Consider the following 25,786-nt stretch of genomic DNA (forward strand, 5'->3'; position numbering starts at 1 on the left):
TCATAGCCTAAATGACTATCCAGTTCACCTTCCAGCATCTTTTCAATGCCCCGTTTCTGAATCTGGGCCAGGAAATTGTTTAGTTGATCGGCCGTTTTAAACTGCTTCAGAAAGTCGTCTGATAAAAAATCTTCTGTCTTCATAAAACTRTATATGCTTTAAAATTAAAAAATCGAGGTGAAACACCCCGATTTTTAGAATTTACACAGTTTATGAGATAGTGTCTTTAATTAAGTCTTTTTGTGAAATATTTGCCAGATATGTAACCTGGAAAGTTTGAAATTGCTCCTTCTTTCCAGGTTACATTATTTTGGTCATTTGTCTTTTGGTACTTTGTGTCAAGCCTATTTTTGAGCATTATATATTTTTCTCAATTCTGTCGAAAGAAATTATTTTAGTTTTTAAGGTTTCTCTTGCAGAACCTGCAAAAAAAGCTGCATCCAATTTGTCTATTTCTGCCATCATAGGTCCTATTTCGCTGTCTTCTTTCACAAGTATAAATTCAATATCTTCTGCTAAAAAGGTCAGTTCTACCTCTGGTAGTGTAGGTTTGGGTTGATCTTCTGGGCCACGCCAAGCAATATATTCAGCTTCTGTCATTTTTAATTGACATACAGCACAGTCAAATTCTGGAATGTAGCGCCATTCTCTCTCGTCATAAAATCTATAATTGTTAATAGTACCTTCTTTACGTACTAAATCATCTTCGTAGTGTTTGGTGTGATAGAGTGAATAGATTAAATAGCTGACCGAATCATTTAGATTCTGAGTAACCAATATTCCCTCTGGAGTTTTGTTACTAGCCAGTATAGTTCCAGCTACTGCGACTGTAGTCTGGCTAGCATTTAATGCCTTAATAAAATTGTCAATCAAATTGGACGTTTTATCAATGTATAAAACAGGATTTAATTTGTTCTTAATCGCCCATGCTCTACTTAAACCAATGCCATATCTTCCGTAAATTGTTTTCATCTTTATGTATTGATTCAGTTGCATGTCGCAAAAGGAAATCATTGGCACATATAAAGGGACTTTTTCCCCTCCATGATTTAATATTTCTTTACATCGGCTACCATAGAATTTACCTTTTAATATTGATAAAAGATTTTCTGAACTTTTTGTAAAATGAAATATTCCACTGGATGATAGAGACATATAAGACTTTTTTTACAAGGTATTCAAATTTTGTGTTATGCCGAGAGATGAAGCACGAAATGTTATAGGTGAAGGTTTGGATTTGGTACCCAGCATTGGAATTCTATTGAACATTCTTGCGTCGCACTCTTCAGCATTTGGAATTCTATTGGACATGAGTAGTAGATAGATGCGGATTTTTATTACCGGGATAGAAGCGTAGATCTAAGCGGGTTTAATGGTCTCACTCCGGCATCAGTCGGCAAAAAGGGCGCCAGGCCCTCGCTTGCCCCTTCCGCTGCGCTTCAGGGGCTGCACTCGGCCCTGTCACCCTTTTTGCGCTCCCTCCGCCTCCGTTCGGGCAGCTCCCAGTCTGGCTAAGGGCTGTTTTTACAATTGGTCGCTATTATGCCCGCCATCCCTCCGCTGCCCATTTTGTCCGCCCCCCGCCCGCCACCCCCGGCCTTCCATTTTTGATTTGCCGTCCGCTGGCGCTCCCGGCTAGACAAAGGTCGAAGGCGCGGCCTGCTGGGGCTCGCCCTCGCTTGGCCCCTCCGCTGCGCTCCGGGGCCTGCGCTCGTGCTGCCGCCCCAGCGGCCGGGGGTGGAAGGGCGGCGGGGGCGGGGCGACAGTAATCCTATTTAGCGGGAGATTATAGCACTGATCGACAAAACCCTGATTAAGCGACCGACAGGAGAACCAGGCGCGCGAACACCAGCATTTGTACCCTGATCGACATTGTACTATCGCGCGGCGTCCGTGAGAACAGATGATGGGATCAACTGTAGAGCATGGGCTCAACGGTATCACTTTGACCAGCGAAAGAACATAGGCCCAGCGTCAGTAACCCATCATCTATTCTCCCGGACGTTTGCCGATTGTTCAAATAGTGCTTTTTGTCAATTATACTTTCTCTACATAGCTGACTACTGATTGCCTGTTCGGCCCCATTCACGCCCGGCAGCCTCCGGACCGCAGCGCCCCCCTCACGGATCGGCCCCGGTTGGTGGCGTAGCACCTTGTACATCGCACACGGGTGCGTAGCACTCAAATAACGGCCCGACAGCGCGGCAAACATATCTATTAGCCACGCTGGCAAGCCTATGATGTAATACAGTAAATGTAAAAGTGAAGATGGGGAGTTAACGCTTCTTTAGGGCTTTTTCTTCCAGGTGGAATTCCCTCCACGCTGTTTTTAGATCTCTCAACAATAAATCATGGTTCCCTATGTATTTGACACTCATTTCCTCCCTGATCTTTCTCACCTCCGCCACAGCATCATACTTTTTTCTTTTTTTCATGATCATATGGTTTTAAGATTTCGCGCGGGGTCCTGATTTCAATTTGCCGATACCCCATGTGCAAATTTATGGAATTATAAAGTTTTATTCGGTCTAGGTTCACGATGTGTTTAAAATTCCAACTGGCAAGAACGTCAGCCCCATGCAACGTAGCCAAGGCAATATGTAACGCGTCATTATAGGAATTGTTACTTAGCGCGCCCGCTGCGATATACGTATCTGCTAGTTTCATAGCTTTTACATGCCCTTTCACTTTAACTTTAAAACGTTTGGGGATTTCCGCCAGCTTGGCCTTTACTTCATCTCCCGCGGGCTTCAACTCCATCATGACCAGATCAGACAGCATCAACTTTTTTACACCGGTCCTGAATTCCTCAAAAAGAGCATTACTGTGTACTTGAAATTCTTGATCAAAACAGCCTCCAATTACAGAGGTGTCTGCATAAACATTCAACATGATTGATAATTGAAGAAAGTGAAGAAGTGGGTTAAATCAAACTGCCTGATATAGGCACATAGTTACGCTACGAACACCCGGTGTTCGTTGGTAGGAGCATTTTCATTTTAAAACATGGTTTAATGGCAACCGATGTGCAGAAGGTTTACCGGTTGCTCTGGGTTAACAGAAAGTTGGGGCTATTCCTCATCAAGGTTAATGGAGGCAAGGAGGCGGCTGATTTGTCGCATCTTCCTTTTGCTGGCAGTTGGTTCCGGTTGGAGGGGTACAACTGGCAGTTTTTCATTGGTAATTACTAAACGGTTGCGTCGCACTTGGACATTAACCCGGTCACCAATAACAAAGCCGGCATCATGAAGCCATACACCGGCAAGTTGAATACAGGAAACTGATATCCATTGATCGGCTCGTTCCTGATGGAGTTGTTTGACAGTTATGCTTCTTGTTTTTAATTTACTTTTCATATTGTTAACTATTTATCACAAATATACTGATAATGTTATAAATATGATGTTTACATTGTGTTGTTTTGATCGTTTTTACGTCATTTTAATGTCATTTTATGTTAACTATTTATCACATTCTGTATGTCATTTGTGTTTGGCAATCTCTCAACTTAACATTTAATTTTAAATCAGTAGTTTAGCGCGAAAATCATCCATTATGACTTTTGGTGAAAAAGTTACCATAGCAAGAAAACAAAAGAAGTTAACACAAACAGAACTGGGGGACAGTGTTGGAACATCACGAGATATTATCGGAAAATATGAACGTGATGAAACAAAACCATCAATTGAAGTAGCAGCAAAAATTGCTGATGTCCTGGAATGCTCATTGGACTATTTAATAAGAGATATTAACCCCGAAGATGCACTTGCTAAAAAAATCAGAGAGCTTTCCCCGATCAATAAGGAATATGTTATGGCTGTAATTGAAGCGTTTGAAGCTAAAGAGAAATTACAGGGAAAAAGATAAAGGCTCCCGCTTGCGCGAAAGCCTTTACACCAAACAATCCCAAAGGTAACCACACCTTATAGCCGGGAAACGATTTAACAGCGGTCTAACCGCCTTCATTTGAAACTGCTGTCTGGCTTACCCCCGTCATGACAGTACCGGCAACAGCGATATAACCGGCAATTTTCACGATGATGACAGGGATAGCTGGGATGCCCATCAGGGCGCCACTAATCGCTGTCAGGAGCAAACCTATATTGCGCACCTTACTAAAAAAAGGCGGTGTTGATGCAGTGAGTCGTTGTGCAAGTTTCATACACACAATTTAAAGGTGAAGAAATGCCGGCCCATAAAGGCCGGTAATTAAGGGTTTGGCGCTGCCGGCATACCGGAGATATTCACCAGTGCGAGCGCATTGTAAGCACCATTTTTAAGGCTATACAAGGCCCCGTTAACCTGTTGGTAGAACTCTACACCCAACGCCAGAAACAACGGTTTGGTGCTGTTATCTGTCACGTTTACGGTCAACGCCATAACAGCGGTAGCAGTTGCATCGATGGGCAGCTCAGCACTGGCCGCATTGCCGTTKACGAACGTTTCCGCCTCGAAATCGACCTCCGCACCGGCAGCCTGGACTTTGAAATGCGTAGCACCTGCAGGAGCGGCAACCATGTTGATGGGGACGAAAGAAGGGACATCGACAATCAGAGTACCCGCTGCGCGATCAATGGCGGTGGTGAATGGGGCGTACAAGGTACTACCCAGCCGCGCACTGCTGTTGAACTCAAAACCTTTGAGCAGCTCCGCCTCGCCGTCAATGACGTTGCGCTGGCCGCGTACATTGGTGGCATCTGCCTGAATCACCTTTACCATTTCACGAGTAAGACGGGATGACATATAGCTATCCCCGACGTTCAGCAGCATTGCCCGGAAGGCTGTTCGTAACAGCTTACCAGCTTTACCAGCGCGGCCAAACTCCGCTCCATTCTCACGTGTACGGACAAACGCCGGGTCTGTAGCGATACGGCTGGCATCTACGCCGCCTTTTTCACGTGCCAGGTGTCCGGCTTTCGTTTTGTAAAAAGTGATATTGCCGATTGTTCCTTTCAGGGGAATAATTCCACTTTGTCTTGCCATATAGAAACAATTGAATGATAGATAGGGCTGTTTACATAGCCAAGCCCGTTAGGCTCACATCTGCGCATGATGCAGTACTTTTGTGGTAACCACTCCAAACCTAAGCCGGCATTTTAACCCAGAAAAATTTCCATTCCGATTATGCCATTTTCGCAGAAAATAGTACCTAACCGCATAGTGATTTATGCAAAAGATGTGATGAACATTACCGGCAGAAGTGAGCGAACCGCCAGAAAGATCCTGCAGCAGATACGGGAGATTAACGGGAAAGAAAGGGGAGCTTTTGTTACTGTAGCTGAGTTCTGTTGCTACACTGGGTTGGAAGAGAGTAATGTCCAGGTGTTTCTGAAATAGCTGGAGGGAACAGATACATGGCCGGACACATAGTTCGGCCATGTATTAACGTCTTAGACAGTTTTGTCATCGACAGTAGCCGTAGGGGCATTACTCTTAACAGAAGCAATGCCATTATCACGACTAGAAGCACTTTCGTACATTTCGCTGGTGCCGATCACCTGGCCATTCGTGGCCTTTAGGTTAAAATAGTGTTTCCCATTTGAGGAAGTCTTTTTCTCGAATCGCTCATCATGTTGGGAATTGGTGCGTACAGATTCAATTCCGTTTTCACAATTTGCTTTTGTGGTGTAGCCTTCACTGACAAGAATAGTTTCGCCATTGCCAGCATTCAGTTTAAAACGAAACTCGCCTTTGGCGTCCTTGGTGATAACAAATTTTCCCATATAGATTGGTTTAATGTAAGCTCTGAAGATAAGTAAATAATTTAAAATATGACGCGAACATATTGCAGTGTATTTTAATGGGTGGTATATGCCGGTTCCAGGTTGGTCCCAGTCGTGTATACGATACTGTTAGATACCAGAAATATAATTTATACCCGTTTGTGCTTATTTAGCAAGGGTTTTCGTATCTTTGTAGGGTTGAAAAGTTCTTTTAAACCTAAGCAAAATAAGTTATTCCGGAAGGATACAAAATCGGATACACCAGCTAAAAAATCCTTGAAAAGTGGCGGCAATTAAGCCTTTGATATAGTCCCAAGGGGATCACTGGAAAGCTTCAAAGCCTGCGCTAGTCGCGGGCTTTGTTGTTTTGGTCTATTTCTTAATCTACCAAAGTGCGAAATTACTTTTCGTGGTTACTTAGTTTTATTTGGGTTGACTTGTCTATATGTAAGGTGCAATTTTTTAAGATAATTTTTAATAGAATTATAGGCAATTCTAGATTATGCCATTCTCAAAAAGATGTGTAAATTATCAGAGAACATTGCAAGTATAAAGTTTTCTAAACGTAATAGCCTATTTTTTATCATTGTTACCTATTTTATTACCATGGCAGGTGCGCTATTTTTTTCCATAGCCCTATAAGTAAAAATGTCTCCATTAAACCATTATCTTTTTCTATCCGGCGAAAGCCTGGGCCGTCGCGGCAATTAAAGGTGCCTTAAATTTTTAACACCAGGCAGACAATGTCCTGCCCACTACTTGCTATGATGACGATATGTCAACAGTACGTACAAAGGTGTTATCGCACCAATAATATACTTCCCTTGAATGTAAATTTTTCTCCGTTTTCGCAAACGGTTTCCATAAAATAAACATAACTGCCTGCCAGGGATTTCTGATTATTCTTGCTGCCATCCCAGCCGGCAGCAGGAACATTGATCTGGAAATGTGTATTTTCAAATACAAGATTTCCCCAACGATCGTAAATACGCAGGTAGATAATTTCTTTTACTCCTTTCCCTTTCGGATAGATGCGGTCATTTTGTCCATCAAAGTTGGGGGTAAAGGCATTGGGCATAAAAACGGCTGCCTGGTTACAGAGAATATGTATGGTAACATCATCTTTTGCCTTGCAGCCATAGCGGTTTGATACCTCTACAGTATATGTGGTGGTAAGGTTGGGAGTTACCTGTATGCTTCCACAGGCAGTACAGGTGATATCATTTTCCGGAAGCCATTTATAGCTGATAACATCATTACTTGTCAGTGCGCTCAGGGACACGGAAGTGCCGGCCATTACATCCTGGTCAGGTCCTATATTAACGGTAGGATAAGGTGCTACGGTTACCTGCAGAGATGTTTTATCGGAAAAACATCCTTTGTTGTCGTAACCGGTTACGGTGTAGGTATAGTTACCGGTGTGCGGCAGCCTTGCTTTAGTAACGGCGGCATTGGGATCGATGAGTCCTTCGCCTTCCCATTTATAATAATCTGCTCCGGATGCATATAGTGGCAGCAGGGTGCCCAGACAGAGTGTTGTATCCGGTGCGGCTATCACTTTAACAGGCTGTATCACCTGTAGTGTTAACTGCGCTATATTGATGCAGCCATTATTGTCTGTTCCTTTCACCTGGTAAGTGGTACTGCTATCAGGGCTTGCTGTAGGAGCAGCTATTAATGGATTATTGAGCCCGGTCACCGGCGTCCATTCATAACTGCTTCCCCCAACAGCTTCTAACACAGTCGTATTACGCCGGCAGATAAAGTCGCTCAGTGAAGTGGCTTTTACGTTCGGCAAAGGTTGTACCTGCAGCAGATGCAGGGCGGTATCTGTACATCCATCTTTGTTGGCAACAATGAGTGATATATTGACAGCGCCGGATTGGGTGTATACCTGTTGAGGAGGTGTACTTACTGTAGCGGTTTGTCCATTGCCGAAGTTCCACTGCCAGGTGAGCCCGTTGTTGTTTGTGGCGCTACCGTTGAAGCTGGTGGGTGACTGTACACAGACTTTATCCGGACCGGCAATGCTGACTGCAGGTTTCGTGTATACGTTCACGTTGGTAGACACCGTTTGATGGCAGCCATAGGCAGTGGTGGTGGTAAGACTGAAATCATACTTACCGGGGGTGGGTATGAAAAAAGATGGCGTGGCTGTACTTACGTTGGTGGGTATCAGCGTAGAGTCGAAAGTCCATTGATAGCTGCCTGGCTTGCCCAGCTGATCTATGGAAAAGCTGTTGAACACCGGGGCAAATGTTACTGTTCCTTTCCCGCAAAGGATATCTGGTACTGGTTTTATTTGTACATCCAGTTTGTCAATAACAATAGGGTTAGGAAGCCGGGCACTGCCCCTACAGCCATTTTCATCAGATAATAACAGCCGTGGCTGATAGATGCCGGGTGTTTTGAACAGGTGTTTTACTGCTGTATCTTTTGTATGAAGAATAATACCATCGGTAAAATCCCAGCTAAAATCCTGCGTGCTTTTACTGAGGATGGTAAAGTGAATTTCCTTTTCCAGGCAGCCGCCATCTGAACTGGCTATGATTGCGGCATAAGGACCTTTCACTTCTATAGTATCGGTGAATTGGTCTGAGGTTCCGGATGCTCCCATGGCTGTGAGTACTATGGCATAACGCCCCGGCTCCGTATACGTATGTACGGGATTGACTTCCGTTGAGAAGGTGCCGTCGCCAAAACTCCAATAACTGGAAACATAATTCAGGGAAGTGTTGGTAAAGTAAAAGATCATGGGGGCACAGCTGCCACCATTGGCAAAGATGGCTTTGTAGGCAAAGTTTGCCCCGATAGGAGATACCTTCACCTGTTTTACTGCCTGGTCTTCACAACCATTGTTATCCTTTACACGTAATACTACCTGGTGAATGCCGTTTTGAGTATAGTTATTCATGGCGGTGCCTGTAGCGGTAGAAGTATTTCCATCACCAAAGCTCCAGTCAACATTGGTGATGATGCCATCGGTTTCGGTCGATTGGTTATAGAAATATACATCGGTGCCAGGTTTGACCAGATAGCTGCTGGCGGTAAATGTGGCATGGGGGCCTTTTACAAGTAACGTATTATCGTAGCCGTAACTCATGCATCCGTCTTTATCGGTGACCTTCATCATTGGGTTATAACTGCCCGGCTCTTTGTAAGTGTGGAGAAAAGGCCCTTTGGTAAAGGTTTGTATGGGGGAGCCATCACCGAAATCCCATTGCCATTCGATAACACCGGCGCTGTTGCTGATGTTGGTGAGGTCTGTGAAAACAAGTTCATTACCGGGGCATTTTGCGGGGGGCAGCCTGAATGCCGCCACAGGCCCCCGTACGCTGACGGGTACCATGTTGCTGAGGTCTGTACAGCCTTGCAGGTTTTCAACGGCCAGTTGCATTTTGTATTTGCCGGGAACCAGGTTTTTGTAGGTGAACGTATGCTGGTTATCCGGATCGCTTACGTCAGTTCCATTGGCCATCCATTTATAGCCATCGGTTTTATATATGGCCGGGTTGTAGGTAGTAATGGCAGCACCCAGTAATTCATTGCTGCACAAAGTATTTTTGTCGGTGGTGATCACTATTGGCGCAGAAGCGATCACGGTTACAGGCATGCTTTCATGTGTGGTACAGTGGCTGTCTTTTACGGTAAGCCCCACCTGGTAGGTGCCACTGGCAGGGAATACGTGAGCTAAAGTACTGGTGGAAACCGTATAGCTGGTATCGGTACCATCGCCCCAGTTCCATTGCCAGGATTCGGCGCCGATGGAATGGTCTTCGAAAATGATGGTAGTACGTTTATTACAATCCACCGGCTTGACAGTATACCGGGGAAATGGGTTGGTGGCAGTAATATATTTCTTTTTGATGATGGTATCATAGCAGGCATGGTTACCTACTATCAGCTGTACCGTGTAGGTACCTGGCAGTTGGTAGCTGTGGGGCGTATTTTTTCCGGACCCGGTACCCCCGTCGCCGAAATTCCATTGCCAACTGTCGCCAATATCTGATTTGTCTTTGAAGACAGCCGGTGTATTGCCACATATCATGGGTGCATCCGGTGAAAAGAAGTCAGGTACAGGTTTCTGGTATACTTCTACATTATTCGTTGTTTGTACTTTGCCTTTACAACCATTGATGGTAGTATATTTCAGGAAAATCAGGTAGATGCCGGCTTTATTGTATTGATGGCTGGGGGTGGGCGCTGTGGAACTGGGACTACCATCTCCGAAATCCCATTCATAGGTTTTAATTGCGTCTGTATTACTGCTGTAGGCATGGAAGGTAGTAATTAATCCCTCGCAGCCACTCCGGTTTTCTGCATCCGCTGTGATTTTTACGGGGAATACGTCCACACTGACCTGGCTCATCGCAGTACAGCCATCTTTACTGGTGGTAGCCAGTGTAGCGGCATAATTACCTGCAACTGTATAGGAATGAGATGGAGCTTTTGAGCCAGAGGTCTGACCATCACCGAAGTCCCATTGTCTGGAAGTGCCGGCAGGGGCATTGTCTGTAAACTGAACGGAGGCTGGCATATTACAGAAAGGAGGTACCATTGCTGTGATGCCGACAGTCGGAGTTGGTTTGATGCTCAGTTTTTTTTCAATGATATCCACACATTGACCGTAGGTGGCAATCAGTTTTACATTTAGCGGACCTGCAGCCGGAGGCGTATAGGTAGTGGTATTGCCGGGATTGTTCATAGTTAGCTGGCCATTGATTTCCCAGGCTACTTTTAGTTGGGAAGTAGTGGAAAATACTCCACTATAGATCCCCGGTGTATTCGAACAGATGGGAGTCGGGAAGGTGAAGTCGGTCGTGTAGGCGGCAACGTTAATGTCATCCATTTTTTTGACAGCAGTACATTGCCCGGTATTCGTTACTGTTAGGGTAACGTTGTGCATACCTTTGCCTGTAAAGGTATGTGTACCGGGATCTTTTAAGGCGGAGGTGCTCCCATCGTCAAATGTCCACTTATAGGTCAGTGTACCCGGTCCTGTAGATGTATTGGTCAGTTGCACGGTGGCGGGTGCCTTACAGAATATTTTATCAGTCACATTAAAATCGGCTACTATAGGCGGTGTCACCTTTACCAGGGTATCTATCAGTTTGAAGTTGGTACATTGATAGCTATTAGTAACAATCAGGGTAACAGGATATTTGCCTGCCTGCTGATAGGCATGTGTGCTGCTGCTGCCAGTCCCGGTAGCGCCATCTCCATAGTCCCAGGTATAGGTGATCAGGGTACCGTTTACCGGGTCTGATTTGTCTGTAAAGGTAGGCTGTAAAGGGGCGCAACCACTTGCGTTGGTGGCTGTGAAATCCACTTTTGGTTTCGATCTTACGGTGATATACCCTGTTTTGATAACTGTGGCGGAATGGCCCGCCGTGTCTTTTACGGTAAGGCTTACCGTATAAATACCGGGTTTAAGATAGGCAGCCCCGGGGTGCTGTTCAGTAGAGGTATATCCGTTGCCGAAATCCCATTGCCAGGAAATTGGCTGTCCGGTTGACTTATCACTAAATGTTGTTAGCAGCAGTTCACAATCTGTGGTTGATGAAGCATTGAAGTCTGCTTTGATTTGCGCGTTAACTCCCAGGGAAATAAAACAGCATGCTAATAGATTGGCAAGTAGTGATGGACCCGATTTATGCTTTGCCAAGCTAAAAAGGTTCATTCATGGATACGTTGTGTATCTTGAATTTACGTTATTAATTGCAATGTACAAAATAGCCGGTATCTGGATTCCTAACCAGAAAGACCTTATTAGACAGGTTGGGTATTATAATGAGCATGTCGGAAAGAATGTTTTAAATGGATAGAGAGTAATAACCCAACAGCCAGTGGGGGCGGCAGTAGCCTTAAAATTAGTGGTTAGTTGCTATCTATGAAGGAAGCATATTTTTCTTACATTTGAGCTCACTACCCTGACTACAAAGGTTACACGTAATTAAGGTGACATTACGGTTAGCAAAAGCGCTCACCACTATCAGACACAGAATCTACAAGACATTACGAAGATATGTGCTACTCCCAAGAGGATTACCGGAGTTGAAATCCGCTACTATAGGGGATTTTTACGTATATCCCGTTAGGACACCAGAGCTTTTTCTGTTTTACAATCAATGCTTCCGCAGAAAGGAGCGATTGTCCAGACGCAAGATTTTAAAAAAGATGCTTATTTTATGATGTTAATCTGCGACGTATCCTGCTCAGGCTTTCAGGCTTCATGCCGAGAAAAGAGGCGATATAAGTAATAGGGACATTGTGCAAGACTCCAGGATAATCCTCAATAAGCTTTCTATAACGTTGCTCCGCAGAAAGTGTTGCCAACTCTGCAGAGCGATTTTCATTATAAGTTATAGATTGCTGAAAAACCGTTATACTAAAGTTTTTCATAGCGGCACTTTTTGACATCAGTATCTCAAGGTCAGTCTTTGTAATGCGCAATAGTTCACACTCAGTAATACACTCCACATTTTCATTAGATTTTGTTCCATTTACAAAATGGAAATAGGAAGTGAAAAAACCGGGAGGACAATTGATGTGGGTGGTGACTTCATCTCCATTTTCATTATAATGGAAAAGGCGTAGATAGCCGGATACAATATAATAAAGGTATTTCGGTACCTTTCCCGCTTCTTCAATGATACGGTTTTTAGGGAAAAGTACCGGTTCAAAATATTGGACAATCAAATGCTCATCCTCATTTGAAAGAGAATGGCCGGACCGGATAAAATCAATTAATTTCCGTTGCATCATATCTTCACAACCATGAATAACTGGTTTTCAAATTTACAATAACTATTTTAATAGCTCTTTATGCTCCATTAAATAAGCCAGTGCATCTTGTACAGCCTGTTTGGGGCTTTTGGGATTGAACCCCAGTTCTTTTCTTGCTTTTGTAATATCAAAATTTTGTTGCAGGCCAGAGAACATAGCAATGTCCTTACGGGTCAGCACTGGTGGTTTCCCAACCATCCTGGCGGAAAGTTCCATTATCCAGGCAATAATAAACAAAATGAATTTGGGCACTGAACCAGGTATTTTAATCTTCAGCTCAGGATATAATTTGTTAGCTAAAATGGTAGTGTCAGTAATAGTCATACATTTTTCGTTAGCAAGAATRTATCGTTCTCCCCCAAGGCCATTCAGTGCAGCCAAATAGCATCCTTCTGCCACATCTTTTACATCGATCCAATTCAGGGTGATTTTGGTATCAACCGGAATTTCCTTGTTGAGGATCAGCTTCAGAACGCCATAAGATACATTCAAAGGCAGAAAAGCTTCACTTCCGATCATTGCTGAGGGCATTACAGAAACTAATTCTATTCCCAGCTTTTCTGCCAGCTCGAAGGCTAGTTTTTCGCCATCATTTTTGGAATTGTAATACATGTCTCTGCGATCGGGGTTGTACCCATAACTTTCCTTGGTCGGAAGGGTTGTATAATTCAACGCAGCTATAGAGCTTACATAGACGATACGTTTTACACCTGCTTCTGCCGCGGCTTCAATAGTATTCCTTGTCCCTTGGATGTTAACATCGTAGATTTCTTTTTTGGGGTCCCTGGCCCATAACTTGAAAGAAGCACCTACAGCGTAGAAAGTCTCTACTCCCTGCAAGGCCTTTACAAAAGATGGTTTATCGGTTATGTCGGCCTGCACCACCTCACAGTCCAGGCCGGCAAAAGGAGCTTTATTATTAATGTTCCGAACTGTGGCCCTTACAGGAATTCCTTTCCTTATTAAAAGTCTAACCAAATTATTGCCCAAATGTCCGTTGGCACCGGATACTAAAGCCAGATTTTTTTGTGTCATAGTATTTCATTTTTAATGACACAAAGCTCCAACAACTATTTGCMAATTCACTTGACTTTTGTTAGGTAAAAAATCTGATGGTTAGCCTATTTTAATAATAAAAGTCTAGCCAATTGCTTCAAATTATCAATAAATTGGTTCGGGAATTGTCCGTCCGGACTCAGATTAATTAAGCAACTGTGTAGATATATAAAATCAAAGTTCTAAAAAGAGCTTCGCTTTATATATCTACACAGTTTTTTTTGAAATAAGGTCTTTATTTTCAAACTCCTTTATTGCATCTCCTAATGTTTTGCCAACATTTGCCTTCAACCAAGCCATAAACTCCCGATTCATTTTAAAATTAGCACCAAAATGAGATTGGAAAAAACGCCTGACGTTTTGAGTGTTTTTATAACTGGTTGTAATTATGGTGTTATCCTTTAATGCTTCTGAATGCCAATCAAATTTATTCATAAAATGAAGTTAAGAAAACTTTGTCAACCTTGTGGGTAAAGTAGATATTGCACATTMTACAAGATGTTACAAAGATACATGCTACTCCCAGGTGAAGGACATTTTGGTATTTTTAATTCTTCCAGTCGTTCTAACATCAACCCGCGGCCATTCATGTGGTCTTTAGTCTTGTTGTTATACTCACTGATAACGGCTGATTTATATATCTCTACCATACCCGGATGGGGAACCAGCTTGTTCACCTCTACTATAAATAGTTTGTTGACCACATTGATTCTAATAGGCTACCAAAAAAGAAATTTTTGGATATATTCATCCGGATTATTATTTTTGTATCGATCATTACAGAAATAAAATGAGAGGGAGACCAGCTACATATGATAATGATGCGGTGGTGCTCAAAGCCCAGGAAGTATTCTGGGAGAAGGGTTACAGCGCTACGTCTTTGCAGGACCTGCAAAGCGCTACACAGATGGGTAGCGGCAGTTTGTACAACACATTCAGGGGCGGTAAAAAGGAACTTTTTTCAAAGGCGCTGCAGCAGCGACGGGAGGCTTTCCAGGCGTTTAAGAAGGAATTGAAACAATGTGTTTCGCCGATGGATCTGATCAGGGACTTTTTTCGCAGTGTGGCAATGGCAGACGAGCATACACACCTGAGGGGATGTATTGTGGCCAATACAGTAACAGCACTGGCTTTTATCGATAACGATCTGGAAGCGGAAGCCGTTGGTATATTAAAAGATGTAGAAAAAATGTTTACTGACACCATCCGGGAAGCCCAGCGTACAGGCGATGTTACCAATCCTGCGGATGCTGCTGTTTTAGGTAGATATTTAATTACCTGCTGGAACGGTCTCAATGTAACCAGACGAATGCACCCTCATAAGGAAAAATTGAAGGAGCTCATTGAAATGCAACTGAGCATACTGCGCTAAAATTTTGTGTTTAATTATGTAACGATCATTACAAAAATATATTTATGGATTTACAATTAAGCGGTAAGACCGCCTTTATCAGCGGCTCTACCCAGGGAATAGGATTTGCCATTGCCCGGCAGCTGCTACAGGAAGGTGCGGAGGTAATACTTCATGGAAGAACATCCGCTAAAGTGGACATCACGGTGCAAAAACTCCGGACGGAATTTCCAACAGCAACCATCAGCGGATGGGCGGCGGATCTCAGCATCCAGGAAGAGACAGAAAGCCTGTTGCGGCAGTTGCCTCCAGTGGATATACTGGTCAACAATGCAGGCGTATTTGGATTAAGAGATTTTGAGTCGACAACAGACGAGGAGTGGAATGATATTTTCCAGGTGAATGTGATGAGTGCGGTAAGGCTCTCCAGGCAAGTATTACAAGGGATGTTGTCCCGGGATTGGGGTCGGATTATTTTTATCAGCAGCGAGTCGGGCATGAATGTTCCGGGCAATATGATTCATTATGGTGTCACGAAAGCTGCTATGCTGGCCCTGGGTAACGGGTTGTCAAAACTCACCAAAGGTACAGCGGTAACAGTCAATACAATCCTGGGAGGTCCGGCTTACTCGGAAGGTGTTGCGGCTGCGACGGAACATCTGGCAGCGCTACATCAACAGCCAGTAGGGGTGATGAAGGAACAGATCATACAAAGTACCAATCCGCACTCATTGCTGGGACGTTTTATCGAACCTGCTGAAATAGCCAGCTTGGCGGCATATTTAGCCAGCCCATTGTCTTCTGCCATCAACGGCGCCGCTCTAAGGGCCGATGGTGGGGTGTTAAGAACGTTGTAGTTGGCGTGACTGGCATAGCTTTACCATATTTTCCTGGTCCCCGGCCAGGCAGCTATATAGGGACCAGGATTGATATTTTGCTGATGTGATTATCCATCAATCATATGAGGCACGAAGCGGCTTTTATTATCGGTGATCAGGGAGTCCGCTTCGCGGATGCCGATACCTGCAGCCTGCTGTGCTATCACCCAGCTGCCTATCACCGGATATTTGCCATCATAGGCTGGAAGCTCGAACAGTTCCTGGAATACATATCCTTCCTGGCCGTAGCCACCATCGGAGGATTGCAGCAGCTGTCCGTGGTCGATCATTTCTATATTGGCTCCTTCTCTGGAAAGAATAGGTTTTTTCACGAAGCGGTTCATGCCGTGTGAGTCGAACCATGCTGGCAGCAGATTAGGGTGATTCGGGTACATCTCCCACAGGATAGGCAGCAGTGCTTTGTTGGAGAGTATCATTTTCCAGGCAGGCTCAATCCAGAAGGCCTGATTGGCATCTTCTGGTATATTTCTTCCGAAATCTTCTCTCAGCAACCATTCCCAGGGATATAACTTGAAGATGTTCCTGATAGACTCATTCTCCAAATCCATAAATGTTCTCGTGCTGTTATCCCAGCCCAGATCGTCTATAAATACCAGCTTGGTATCCAGACCCGCCTGCATAGCACAGTCGCGCAGGTACTCGGTATTGGTAAGGTCTTCAAGGGTTTGTTTCAGACAGCTGAAATGCAGTTTGCCAGGACGCAGGTAAGATGCGAGCATTTTCCAGCCGTCGATCAGCTTTTCATGAACAGAGTTGAACTGGTCTTTTGACTTATCAAAATCCTGCAGCCAGAACCACTGCACGATGCCTGCTTCATAGAGAGAAGTAGGAGTGTCGGCATTGAATTCAAGGAGTTTAAGAAGACCGTTCTTATAACAGAAGTCAAACCGGCCGTAGATAGCAGGATGATCTTCCTGCCAGGTTTTTTCTATGTAAGGGATAGCCCAGTCAGGAATCGCAAAGCGATGATACAGGTTGTTGTCCATCACATATTGCACTGCGCCCAGGCACATATCCCACAACTCCTGTGTGGCGCTTTCAATGCTGTTTATTTCGCTGAGCGTAAAGTTGTAATAAGCACTTTCATCCCAGTAAGGGACATCTGTTGTATGAAATCCAAACCCCAGCTTCTCTACGGCGCTCTGCCAGTTGTTGCGGGGCGGAATAGTAATTCGTTGCATCTGAAAATTAATTGAAATTAGGAAGAAACACTGAAACCATGTGAGCCAAATCCGCCACGGGTAATACTTCCTTTGAAACCATTACTGCCGGTGTTGGCATGCTCACTGAGGCCTCCGGAATAGTAACCGGCACGCGTATAACTACCATTGTAATAATGACCATAAGGTCTGAAGGCATAGTACCAGAGATGCGAATGGTGGTGGTATCCGTTGTTACCGGAATAATATTCATTGTCATTCCCATAATAACTTCTTACACCGTTGTAGGGAGCAGTGCTATCGCCGCGCATAAATACCCTGCGCTGGTGATGGGGGGTAGGCTTATGACAGCTGGCAAGTATTGCGGTAATCAGCACCAGTTGTATGTGTGCCGATTTTTTAAGGTTTTTATTGAACGGTGACATAAATCTCGTAGTCCTTCTGAAGTTTAATAGATGTAGTATCTCCGTTCCCGTTTTCACCCTGTTCTGTGGTTTGGCCCAGGGCTGGAATTGTATCGCGGTGCACTACTGTTTTGTACAGTGATGAGTTAGTCCATATTTTATGGGTAGTCACCATTTCATCATGAAACTTGTCGAGGTGGTTGGTACTGAGTACTGTTTCAATAGAACCTGTTTTGTCGATGGCATCGGTAATGTCTTCATTATTGGGTTCACTGGCGTCATTACTACAGCTTCCCTGTGTTAGCATACAACAAATGAGAGCGCCTGACAGGTATAGTTTTTTATTCATGGCGGATATAAATTATACTACGAAGTTAATAAGGGAATATATTATTTATATAAAATTTTTAACTATAATAGCATAGCCCCCAGGGTAACTATCGCTCAAGTAAGCTGCTTGAGGCTCATATTCGATACTTTTTTGCCAATAAGAAGAGTAGACATTCCGGGCGGGTTATCTGTTTATCTTGCTGAAATACTACGGGTAATTACCGTTTATTATTTTGTGATCAATTTTAATAAGGCCGGCAATTCAGGCAATTATTTTATCTATCTTCATGATAACATGAAAAGTAATATTATTAAGATATTGGAACAATGGAAGAATGAAAAGATCCAACTAAATCCTGCGGCATCTCTCGATTTAATTGTTGAGGTAGAAATAGCAACAGGCTTTATATTTCCTGAAGAGTTCAAGGAATTATATCAACAAGTGAATGGATTTTCAGACGGTGACTGGCGGGAAAACATGTTTTCAGTCTGGCCACTTGAAAGAATACTTAAGGAGTACAACGGGAGTGATGATAGCGATTTTATTGGGTTTTCTGACTTCCTCATTAATAGTCACAATATCGGGTTTCTTAAGACGCAAGGCGGGGTCTTTAAAAAATATGGAATTAATGAATACACCTATGTCTCAGATTCTTTTATTGAGTCAGTTAAGTTGATAAATTCCGATGCTGATCTAATTTATTGATGAAGGAGCTTTCTGCGTCGTATCAAAAACGCATAGTAGCCGATTTGAAATCGGCGATAAAGACAAGCAAGGGTAGAAAAGCGAGTGTTGGGCTACCGTTTCAGCCATCCCGTAATACTCATTCTGCGCTTATTCGTCAACAGAACTTCATGCTCCAGTTCACTGCTTTTGAAAAAAACAGTTTTGCCACTGTCCGGATCTATTTGCTGTGCATCACCATCTTTGTGGTAAACAGCCAGCTGTCCGCCATCAGCAGGAACCCAATCACTGTTCAGGTAAATGATCATCGAATATTGCCGGCTATCGTCATTACGGAACTGATCCAGGTGCTTTTTGTAAAAGCTGCCTGCTTCATATAAGGTGTAGTGAAACTCATAACCGGTGATGCCGGTGTAACAGGAGCGGTTCAGGTATACTATAAAAGCATCCATTACTTCGAAGAAAGCATTTTCATGGACATTGTTATGCGCCTTATCCAACCAGTAGATTACATCGCCACGAACGGATTTGTCTTGTGTCACCAGCAGGTGGTTACCCGTGCCCGCCGGGAGCATACTCTTGCCCGAATGGAGTTGTAGCAGGTTGCCCTTTAGGTCGCCCGCCAGCTGCAAGCTCAGAAAATTTGCTGAAATACCAACCTTGTTTTCAATAAAGCTGTTGATCAGTGTGTCGAATGACTGTTGCAAAAAAGAGCAGATTATAGGGACAGAATTATCCGTAGTCCGGTGAAGGTAACTGGAAATAAAGGATTTTAAGTATATTTCTTAACCGCCTACCCATGATACACTCTGGAAGAAGTAATGATGCCGTCTTTTATCTCCAGTACTTCTCCTACCAGCAGATCCTCTTCGTTGGGCACCTGACGGAGATATTCCATAAATACCCGGTCCTGATTGGCGGTTAACGTATGTACGATATATTGCAGGTGAGGATATCGCTCAAAAGAGTCCTTCCACCAGGCACGGAGTGCGTCCTTGCCTTTGATAAGGCCGCCTGTAGCTGGCTGCCGGATTTTCAACTTCGGGCTGTAATGAATCGCATTATCGTGGTACAGGGATAATAATTTTTCCAGGTCATGTTCATTGAAGGCTTCGAACCATTTGTGGGCAATGAATTCCAGTTCATTTGGTGCTGACATATACTGCTGTTTGTAAGCAGCAAATATAGGTTAGTTGTCTGGACCTCACCTACAAATTGCACCGGTAGTTATAAAATTGCAACCGGTGGCGGCCGGAAAGAAGTGGAGAAACCTGATAACGGTAGGTTGCTAGTACAACACCTGGTCACGGTATGGCAAGAGCTGCCGACTTGATCTTATGCCGATCTATATAATCGGCTACCTAATCCGCCCAATAAATAGAGTAACCCAATAATTACTGCGAAGAGTGAATAAAAGGTTTCCAGGTATGTATTTGTACCATTCCAGGAATGAGATATTAACTCCCCAAATCCACGTAGTAAATAGATCCCTGAGATGATGAAGATTACCGGTTTTTGAAAAGGTAGTTTTTTGTATGGATGAGTGGCAGAAAGGCCATACAGTCCAAAGATGAAAAATATGACGGCAACGAGAACCGTTAATGCATATGGTAGAATGGGATGCACTGCTGATAGTAGCTGCATTTCATGCCCAATCCCCGTTACCTCAAACATTTTCTCTGCACAGAATAGCCCTATTATGTGGCCAAATGAAATGATTATATTTATATACCCGCCTAATCGTAACATCAGCTTTAATTTAAGGTGATGAATGGAATGAGATAAATAACCGACCCTATTATAAATAAAATGGTTACTATTATATTTAGCGGATGCTTAAAGGGGAGTAACTTCTTAAAGAAAAATTGCTCAATTGTTCTTCCAATCCAAAATAGAGAAGACCCGATAAGTATGGCTTTCCCCAGCCTGGTATCAAGTAGCTCAGACGGAAAATAGATGCACAGAAAAGAATGAAAAAAGAAAATATAAATTATCCTGAGATTTAGTATTTGCATGACCGCCTGATTACCAGGAGTGATTTTTTTGAGTTCATTTTTCCAGTGTAGTTTATTCCAAAACAAACAGTGAAATAGGGCAAAAATCAGGCTGTGGATACCACAGATCACTATTAAAGTGCGCATGAGATTATTTTGACCCAAAGGTCTCCTTAATTATCCTTAATCCATTTGATATAGATCAAATTCTGTTTTTGGGATTTCTTATTCTACTCAATGTTTCTAATGTAATACCAAGGAAAGATGCAATATGGCCTAATGGAACTCTTTGAGTAATATCCGGACGGATAGCTATTAGATTAGTATATTTTTGTAAGGCTGTTTCGAACTGTAATGAAATTAATCTTTGCTGAAGCTTGATCACTGATTGGGTAATAGCATACCTGGCCAGCTTTTCTATATCATGATGTTGATCACATAGTTCCAATATTGCTTTTTTAGGAATGATCATTAGCGTGGTCTTTTCCAGGGTCTCTATATAGTGAGAACTGGGCGTGTCGAGAAAGAAGCTGCTTCTTTCACAAATAAAGTCACCCTCAAATGAAAACCAATCGCTGATGTCTTTCCCATCTTTGAGATAGTATGCCCTTAAAACGCCGGTTACTATAAAAATTAGTATGTCAGCATACTGGTTCTCTTTAATGATGACTGCATGCTTATCGAAAACCTCGATTCTTGAACATTCTTTTAAAGCCGATCTGCTTTCAGGTTTTAGCTTTAAATACCTCTTGTCGATTAAATTAATTGTATCATCAATGCTTATTATATTGTCCATGTCTGCTATTGAAATCCTTTTTAATGGCGCACAAAGATAACAAACTTATAAGGGTGAAAAACAGTTCCGGATGCGTTTGGTAAACCAGCGTTAATATCATCACTATACGCTTGAAGTTTTTTGTTATTTCCGAAATTATTTTTCACCGTGAATAGTTTTAGAAAACTGATAGCCAAAACAGCTATGCCAGAAGTTCAGTCGGTAATACCCCTCCCATGTATTACCTTTCTTATTTTAATGGAAAGGAGATGGTGGAAGATAGTTGTCCCGTGATTAATGAGGAATTTGTACTTAAAGGTAAAATTGAAAGGATACAACGGGTGGAGTTTTATAAGCAGTATAAAAGTAAAGGATTGGAAATCTGCGCTATCATTTGGGGTCTTTTCAAACTTTGAAGGAGATACTGGAATAGCTTATGTTTTGTTGTCAGGAAAATCTGATCTGACATGAAAAAAACTGCAAAACCTGTATACAGGTTTTGCAGTTGCTGAAATACGTTATACTATTTAGAGGATTCTTCCTCCATAAAAAACGAAACAAGCAACAAGAATCATGCTTTGCAACGGTATCTGACCCTATTGAGCAAAGCGATCTCAACTGAGAGTGCTTTTTTGCTTTGTGGGGAAATATATTTTTTAGCCCGCCCCAATCTGAACAGATGATCACATGCGACCTTAGTTCCATGTTTGTCCCAGTGCAGATCCGCCACTAGCTATTCCTGCACCGATCCAGCCACCTGCAGCACCACCGAGATCAGCAAGTGCTACTCTCACGAGTGGTTGCCAGTTGGCCTTTAACCAACCCCAAAAGCCTCTTGCTGCGGGGTTGTTCACAGCGACCATGAAACGAGCTTCGTTAGGGTTGCTGCCAGCTGGATTGCCATCATAATATTGATTGGTCCAGAATAATACGGAGTAACGGCCTACAGATGCCGCTTGCAGGACATACTGTGCATCTACCTTGGGCAAACGTGGATCTGACAACACATCTTTCTCAAAACTTACAATACGTTGTTTGTAAGTATCCCAGGTATCGGTAGTGTCATGCCGGTTAACAGTAGCCACCAGCTTCGTCATGTAAGCTTTCCCTTCAACGGACAACCTTGCCTGTGCAATCGTATTGATCAAATTATTTGCAGCATCAGCTTTCAGTTGATCCGAGGTAATGTTGGCACTCTGCTGATCAGGAATAATAGTACCCGGATAGTTCTTATTCGCAAAGCTTACATAGGCAACGTACAAACGCGGAAAGGTTTGATCCTTACTGTTCCATGATGCATCCTTTGTTGCAAGCAGACTTTGGTTGTGGATGTAACCGATCTTGTCATAGGGATTGGAAGGATTGGCAGCATCATCTATAGCAGCAACAACACGCTGTTGCGAAGCAGGAAGAATTTTGGAAGCTATATCTTGTTCTACAGCTTTCTTCTGGCATGAGGATAGCGCGGCCAGCGCCAATGCGCAGGCAAATAGTAATCTTTTCATTTTGATTTTGGTTTAATTGGGTTTAATTATAATGATACAAATTTTGAGTACATCTCAGTATCCATTATCGTCCTGTATTGATGCCTACAGCATATTATTAATAACAGGGGCATAAGAGAAAATACTTACAGTAACTTTCATGAATAATGAAAATTTTAAATTGCTAGTGATAGCTTGTATAAGCCTCTCATGCCTGTAAAATTCCTGTAGATGGCTGATGGTTAACGGCTGATAGGATAGCGGAATTATTGGGTTACATGTGAAACGGGATTTTTTTAACGTTAAAAATCATTAATAATAAATTCGGTCAATGGGCTTGGGTTATCCTTACTGCTAAAATGAGCTTGACGGTTAATGAACTAATATCCTTTATGAAGATAACTTTTTTGAATGAAAAAATAATTTTTAAATTCATGAAATTACTTACTGCAAAGACTTTGCAGGGGCTTCTCGATTTGAAACAAAGTACGCGGGTAACAACATTACATATACCCCAATAATTTAAAAAGCAAGTGTATGAATGAAAATGTGAGTAATGARAATGCGATGTCTTCCCATTGTATCACGTTTTATTTTTATAGCCAGTATATTATCTACAGGTTATAGATCTGAGCTTTACAAGTGCCTGGATCACGAAAACCAGTGCAACCAATGTAAATATTCACTATTACGTCGGGACTTACTAAAAAGCATATAACGGGTATATGCTTTTTAGTAAGTTTGAAGTTTCGGATCTATATGTTATTGTTTTGGCACCGTAATGGTTGGGTCCCATTGGAAGTAACCATATAAGTTTTGATTATTTCCTGAATCATCTAGTCTATATAGCGCAAAATTTATCATAAATGCTTCGGTTCCAGGTTGGCCTACCGTTGCTTTGTACGAATAAAAGGTGACTGTTTGATGTAGTGCAGGCAATCCATTGGAATTTGGATTGGAATTTGGTACAGCGGCACCAATTCTTTTTAAAGGAGTATATACAAACGTGTCAAATACGTCGTCATTAGGTGTTATATTCGGATTAGTATTCTTAAGGATACCATACAAAATTACAGAATTATCCTGGTTGTCAGAAGCAGATATAGCACGGAATGACACGGTATCTTCTACATGCGCCTTGAAATTTAAATCGGCTGTACCCTGACCACTGATGATTCCACGTGATCCGGTACAAACCATGTATTCGCTGTTATGGTCTATCGGATAAGGGTTGTCCTGTGTGTACTTGGTAACGTCGATACTGTTATCTTCACAATATTTAATTACATAGTTCGTGTCAATCACTATTGTAATTTCAATGTCTGCAGGTTCATTCTGATCTTTTTGTGAACCTTTCAGTGGGCTTTTTTGAGGGCTTGTTCTAGTGGTTGTCATAAAATAGAATTTTTTAGTTTATACCTACTCTATTATGGCTTTTCGGTATCCGCCATTTGTTAAAGAAATAGTTGTTGGAAACGAAAGAGACAATCATGGAGAGGATATAGCATCCCCATCTGTTTACATTAAACAGTTATGAACTAAACGGCTGTAAAGTGCTACCGGTAAAGGTTAACCGTTAACATAACAGATGAATGTTTCCGCCGTAAATGTATTTGTTTTAGAATTTTCCTATAGTAAGTTTGGAGTAAGGTATGATACCTTAGGCTTACGGTTATTTTGAGTTAATGAATAAATAAATAATTGCTACTTATTAACACGCGTAAATATCATTTTGTTTGATGGGAAGCGTGTTTTTATAAGAGGTCATAACACAAATTCTTTCCCTGATTTTAATAAGATTACCGTCTGCCTCGCTCCATTCAAAAGTATGGGCAAATTGCCTGATTCGAATTTATAGCCGATGGAGATTAGAAAATGCTTAAAAAGTGATTAAGAAATCATTAGAATAGACTTAAAAAGAGTATAAAATAGTTCGGACTACTGCTATTCTATTACGGATGAAAGACCGGGTATTTAATTTAAAATATTTTTTTCAGTAATAAGAAAGCTGTAATATTGGAAAACGATCCGATACAAACCCGAACGCAGAGCCATAATCTTTAAGCAAATCTAAGTAACCCACATTTCAAATCTGTAATACGAGAAAACCACAATGTTCATTCTAAACATGCGCCTGATAACGATTGTTACAGGTGAATAGTCAATGTTTTTCCCGTCATTTCAAGTAGGTGTATGCTTAAATATTAGTTGTAAAAACACAGCTATAGTAAATACTTTTTTCGTGCAGGCACGATAGCAATCTAAAATCTAAAACCCAAAATCTTAACCCGATGAGAAATCAAGTATTTTTTCTTTTGATCTGTCTGTTGGCAGGTTCGTTCATCACGTCATGTCAGAAAGGTAACAAACAAGGGAATGCTGATAAACCCGGTATTTCTAATGACGTATTAACACAAATCAAGGCAAAAGGCTTCAGTACCAGTAATGTACATGCCGTAAACGGAGGGTATCTCGTAGAAGGAGATATTTTTCTTAGTTCAAAAGACCTCAGTCAGAAAGCCAAAACAAATAAAGTTAGAGTGGCTAAAACAGAGCAGTATTCCACTAATAACCTGGTAGCTAGCCTGCCACGTGTGATTACCGTGAGGGTTAGTAATCTGGGCAGTGCTTTTGTACAAGGCGCCGACCTGGCCATTCAACGTTACAATGCGTTGGGGCTGCGCATCCAGTTTCAACGTGTTACCAGCGGTAATGCGGATATAACTATTCAGGGCTTTTATGAAGGGCCCAGCGGTGGCTATATTACTTTAGGATCATCCGGTTTCCCTACCGATGCGGGAGACCCTTTTAATCTCATTCAGATGAATACCCACCCTGACGCATACGGCAGCAACCCGAATGTGCAGTACGTAGGTTCTGTGCTTCAGCACGAAATAGGACATTGCATTGGTATGCGCCATACCGACTATATGGACCGTTCCTATAGCTGTGGCGGAGATCCGGTGGATGAAGGTGATGGCGGTGTTGGGGCTGTATATCTGCCAGGCACTCCAAGCGATCCTGACCCGGATTCCTGGATGCTGGCCTGCTCCAATGGGGGCAACCGCACTTTTAATGCGAATGATATTATTGCATTAAATTACCTCTATCAGTAATCCATTGCTAACCGGAAATGCAT

Annotated in this window: 25 protein-coding genes; 6 read left to right on the plus strand and 19 right to left on the minus strand. The window is 42.6% G+C overall.

Annotation, left to right across the window (positions count from 1 at the left end):
- Positions 1-357: 357 nt before the first annotated feature.
- From AC1DFM_RS31810 to AC1DFM_RS31825, 4 genes are all read right to left on the minus strand, one after another.
- Entirely contained in the window at positions 358-1,155 is a 798-nt protein-coding gene (locus tag AC1DFM_RS31810; protein WP_477080815.1) for an abortive infection system antitoxin AbiGi family protein, read from the minus strand.
- A 1,121-nt stretch (positions 1,156-2,276) separates the two neighbouring features.
- On the minus strand, positions 2,277-2,435 hold the full coding sequence (locus tag AC1DFM_RS31815) for a hypothetical protein (RefSeq protein WP_477080816.1): 159 nt from the start codon (positions 2,433-2,435) through the stop codon (positions 2,277-2,279).
- Entirely contained in the window at positions 2,413-2,892 is a 480-nt protein-coding gene (locus AC1DFM_RS31820) for a PIN domain-containing protein (RefSeq protein WP_477080817.1), read from the minus strand. Before AC1DFM_RS31820 ends, AC1DFM_RS31815 begins: the two co-directional genes overlap by 23 nt.
- A gap of 179 nt (positions 2,893-3,071) precedes the next feature.
- Positions 3,072-3,356: a SymE family type I addiction module toxin gene (locus AC1DFM_RS31825; RefSeq protein ID WP_477080818.1), complete on the minus strand. Its 285-nt coding sequence runs from the start codon at positions 3,354-3,356 to the stop codon at positions 3,072-3,074.
- Between the two features lie 199 nt (positions 3,357-3,555).
- Here AC1DFM_RS31825 and AC1DFM_RS31830 point away from each other — a divergent pair, with 199 nt between their 5' ends.
- Positions 3,556-3,867 (plus strand): helix-turn-helix domain-containing protein, encoded by a 312-nt coding sequence (locus AC1DFM_RS31830; protein ID WP_477080819.1) that lies wholly within the window; start codon positions 3,556-3,558, stop codon positions 3,865-3,867.
- An 85-nt stretch (positions 3,868-3,952) separates the two neighbouring features.
- Here the strand turns inward: AC1DFM_RS31830 and AC1DFM_RS31835 are convergent, their stop codons facing one another.
- Together AC1DFM_RS31835 and AC1DFM_RS31840 are read right to left on the minus strand one after the other, a co-directional pair.
- Positions 3,953-4,162, minus strand: a complete 210-nt coding sequence (locus AC1DFM_RS31835; protein WP_477080820.1) for a hypothetical protein — start codon at positions 4,160-4,162, stop codon at positions 3,953-3,955.
- 47 nt (positions 4,163-4,209) lie between these two features.
- A complete protein-coding gene (locus AC1DFM_RS31840) occupies positions 4,210-4,983 on the minus strand; it encodes a hypothetical protein (protein WP_477080821.1) in 774 nt (257 codons plus the stop codon).
- Between the two features lie 141 nt (positions 4,984-5,124).
- Between AC1DFM_RS31840 and AC1DFM_RS31845 the strand changes: the two genes are divergently transcribed.
- Positions 5,125-5,337, plus strand: coding sequence for a hypothetical protein (locus AC1DFM_RS31845; protein ID WP_477080822.1), 213 nt, complete (start codon positions 5,125-5,127; stop codon positions 5,335-5,337).
- A gap of 53 nt (positions 5,338-5,390) precedes the next feature.
- Here AC1DFM_RS31845 and AC1DFM_RS31850 read toward each other — a convergent pair whose 3' ends face one another.
- The 5 genes from AC1DFM_RS31850 to AC1DFM_RS31870 form a co-directional block, all read right to left on the minus strand.
- Positions 5,391-5,723 carry a YegP family protein gene (locus AC1DFM_RS31850; RefSeq protein WP_477080823.1) on the minus strand — a complete coding sequence of 111 codons (333 nt, stop codon included), beginning with the start codon at positions 5,721-5,723 and terminating at the stop codon, positions 5,391-5,393.
- 799 nt (positions 5,724-6,522) lie between these two features.
- On the minus strand, positions 6,523-11,388 hold the full coding sequence (locus tag AC1DFM_RS31855; RefSeq protein WP_477080824.1) for a PKD domain-containing protein: 4,866 nt from the start codon (positions 11,386-11,388) through the stop codon (positions 6,523-6,525).
- 521 nt (positions 11,389-11,909) lie between these two features.
- Positions 11,910-12,488 carry a Crp/Fnr family transcriptional regulator gene (locus tag AC1DFM_RS31860; protein ID WP_477080825.1) on the minus strand — a complete coding sequence of 193 codons (579 nt, stop codon included), beginning with the start codon at positions 12,486-12,488 and terminating at the stop codon, positions 11,910-11,912.
- Between the two features lie 42 nt (positions 12,489-12,530).
- Positions 12,531-13,544, minus strand: a complete 1,014-nt coding sequence (locus tag AC1DFM_RS31865) for an NAD-dependent epimerase/dehydratase family protein (protein WP_477080826.1) — start codon at positions 13,542-13,544, stop codon at positions 12,531-12,533.
- Between the two features lie 228 nt (positions 13,545-13,772).
- On the minus strand, positions 13,773-14,000 hold the full coding sequence (locus AC1DFM_RS31870; protein ID WP_477080827.1) for a DUF6434 domain-containing protein: 228 nt from the start codon (positions 13,998-14,000) through the stop codon (positions 13,773-13,775).
- Positions 14,001-14,355: 355 nt separating this feature from the next.
- Here AC1DFM_RS31870 and AC1DFM_RS31875 point away from each other — a divergent pair, with 355 nt between their 5' ends.
- Together AC1DFM_RS31875 and AC1DFM_RS31880 are read left to right on the plus strand one after the other, a co-directional pair.
- On the plus strand, positions 14,356-14,937 hold the full coding sequence (locus AC1DFM_RS31875) for a TetR/AcrR family transcriptional regulator (protein WP_477080828.1): 582 nt from the start codon (positions 14,356-14,358) through the stop codon (positions 14,935-14,937).
- Positions 14,938-14,981: 44 nt separating this feature from the next.
- On the plus strand, positions 14,982-15,773 hold the full coding sequence (locus AC1DFM_RS31880; RefSeq protein ID WP_477080829.1) for an SDR family NAD(P)-dependent oxidoreductase: 792 nt from the start codon (positions 14,982-14,984) through the stop codon (positions 15,771-15,773).
- 89 nt (positions 15,774-15,862) lie between these two features.
- Here the strand turns inward: AC1DFM_RS31880 and AC1DFM_RS31885 are convergent, their stop codons facing one another.
- The 3 genes from AC1DFM_RS31885 to AC1DFM_RS31895 are packed head-to-tail and all read right to left on the minus strand — an operon-like array spanning position 15,863 to position 17,728.
- Complete coding sequence (locus tag AC1DFM_RS31885) at positions 15,863-16,996, minus strand: glutathionylspermidine synthase family protein (protein WP_477080830.1); 1,134 nt, start codon at positions 16,994-16,996, stop codon at positions 15,863-15,865.
- A gap of 17 nt (positions 16,997-17,013) precedes the next feature.
- Positions 17,014-17,400: a hypothetical protein gene (locus AC1DFM_RS31890; protein WP_477080831.1), complete on the minus strand. Its 387-nt coding sequence runs from the start codon at positions 17,398-17,400 to the stop codon at positions 17,014-17,016.
- On the minus strand, positions 17,384-17,728 hold the full coding sequence (locus tag AC1DFM_RS31895) for a hypothetical protein (RefSeq protein WP_477080832.1): 345 nt from the start codon (positions 17,726-17,728) through the stop codon (positions 17,384-17,386). Before AC1DFM_RS31895 ends, AC1DFM_RS31890 begins: the two co-directional genes overlap by 17 nt.
- 276 nt (positions 17,729-18,004) lie before the next feature.
- On the opposite strand from AC1DFM_RS31895, the gene AC1DFM_RS31900 reads away from it, so the two are divergent.
- A complete protein-coding gene (locus AC1DFM_RS31900; protein WP_477080833.1) occupies positions 18,005-18,415 on the plus strand; it encodes an SMI1/KNR4 family protein in 411 nt (136 codons plus the stop codon).
- Positions 18,416-18,507: 92 nt separating this feature from the next.
- Here AC1DFM_RS31900 and AC1DFM_RS31905 read toward each other — a convergent pair whose 3' ends face one another.
- From AC1DFM_RS31905 to AC1DFM_RS31925, 5 genes are all read right to left on the minus strand, one after another.
- Positions 18,508-19,101: a 2OG-Fe(II) oxygenase gene (locus AC1DFM_RS31905; protein ID WP_477080834.1), complete on the minus strand. Its 594-nt coding sequence runs from the start codon at positions 19,099-19,101 to the stop codon at positions 18,508-18,510.
- 86 nt (positions 19,102-19,187) lie between these two features.
- Positions 19,188-19,553 (minus strand): nuclear transport factor 2 family protein, encoded by a 366-nt coding sequence (locus AC1DFM_RS31910; protein WP_477080835.1) that lies wholly within the window; start codon positions 19,551-19,553, stop codon positions 19,188-19,190.
- A gap of 1,037 nt (positions 19,554-20,590) precedes the next feature.
- Positions 20,591-21,184: a Crp/Fnr family transcriptional regulator gene (locus AC1DFM_RS31915; protein WP_477080836.1), complete on the minus strand. Its 594-nt coding sequence runs from the start codon at positions 21,182-21,184 to the stop codon at positions 20,591-20,593.
- A 674-nt stretch (positions 21,185-21,858) separates the two neighbouring features.
- Positions 21,859-22,668, minus strand: a complete 810-nt coding sequence (locus AC1DFM_RS31920) for a hypothetical protein (RefSeq protein ID WP_477080837.1) — start codon at positions 22,666-22,668, stop codon at positions 21,859-21,861.
- Positions 22,669-23,409: 741 nt separating this feature from the next.
- Positions 23,410-24,042, minus strand: coding sequence for an inclusion body family protein (locus tag AC1DFM_RS31925; RefSeq protein ID WP_477080838.1), 633 nt, complete (start codon positions 24,040-24,042; stop codon positions 23,410-23,412).
- A gap of 896 nt (positions 24,043-24,938) precedes the next feature.
- On the opposite strand from AC1DFM_RS31925, the gene AC1DFM_RS31930 reads away from it, so the two are divergent.
- Complete coding sequence (locus tag AC1DFM_RS31930) at positions 24,939-25,763, plus strand: M57 family metalloprotease (RefSeq protein ID WP_477080839.1); 825 nt, start codon at positions 24,939-24,941, stop codon at positions 25,761-25,763.
- The last annotated feature ends 23 nt before the right edge of the window (positions 25,764-25,786 follow it).

Source organism: Chitinophaga sp. 05T412 (genome assembly GCF_056396465.1).